The sequence below is a fragment of the Salmonella sp. FC25216 genome, from assembly GCF_057751355.1.
Genome location: NZ_JBDGON010000029.1, coordinates 1 through 1,067 on the forward strand (window position 1 = coordinate 1; position 1,067 = coordinate 1,067).

Here is a 1,067-nt window from a genome sequence, read left to right on the forward strand (position 1 = left end):
TCCACATTCAGGCGCACCACCGGTTCGGTGTTCGACGAGCGCAGGTTGAAACGCCAGTCGGCAAACGACATACTGATGCCGTCAGTACGATCCACCGCCTGCGCCTCATCCGCAAAATGCCGCTCCACCCGGGCAATTGCCGCCGCCGGCTCCGCCAGCCTGCTGTTGATTTCCCCGCTCGCCGGGAACGCCGCCATCCGGTCCGCCACCAGTCCGCCCAGCGACTGTCCTTTCAGGCACACCAGCTCCGCCACCAGCAGCCACGGGATCATCCCGCTGTCGCAGTAAGCAAAATCGCGGAAATAGTGATGCGCGCTCATCTCCCCGCCGTACACCGCATCCTCAAGACGCATCCGCTCCTTGATAAAGGCGTGCCCGGTTTTTGACATCACCGGCGTCCCGCCCGCCGCCGTCACCACCGCCTCGGTATTCCAGGTCAGGCGCGGGTCGTGGATAATCTTCGCCCCCGGATGTTTTTCCAGAAACGCTTCCGCCAGCAGGCCGACGATGTAATATCCCTCAATGAACTGCCCTTTCTCATCAAACAGGAAGCAGCGGTCGAAGTCGCCGTCAAAGGCGATGCCCATGTCCGCCCCGTGTTCAATAACGGCGTTTCGGGTGTCGTCGCGACACTCCGGCAGCAACGGGTTGGGAATGCCGTTCGGGAAGGTGCCGTCCGGGGTATTGTGGATTTTGATGAACTCCACCGGCGCGCCCAGCGCCTTCAGGCGCGCTTCGATGGCGTCGATGACCGGCCCCGCCGCGCCGTTACCGGAATTCACCACCAGCTTCAGCGGGGTGAGATTTTTAACACTGATGTAGCCGAGCAGGTGGTCGATGTAGGCGTCGCGCAGGGTGATTTGTCTGTAGCTGCCGCGCGCGGCGTCGTTGACCGGCGGGAAGTCGTTAGCTTCCGCCAGGCGCTGAACATCGCGCAGACCGGTGTCACCGCTTATCGGGCGCGCGCCCTCGCGCACCAGCTTCATGCCGTTGTAGTCCATCGGGTTATGGCTGGCGGTCACTTCAATACCGCCGTCCACGCCAAGGTGGAACGTGGCGAAGTAAAT

The 1,067-nt window shown here is 62.4% G+C and carries 1 protein-coding gene; it reads right to left on the bottom strand.

Annotation, left to right across the window (positions count from 1 at the left end; translation table 11 throughout):
* Positions 1-1,067: colanic acid biosynthesis phosphomannomutase CpsG (cpsG, locus tag AC3G3F_RS23800; protein ID WP_488395927.1), on the bottom strand; the 1,067-nt coding region annotated here is incomplete at both ends.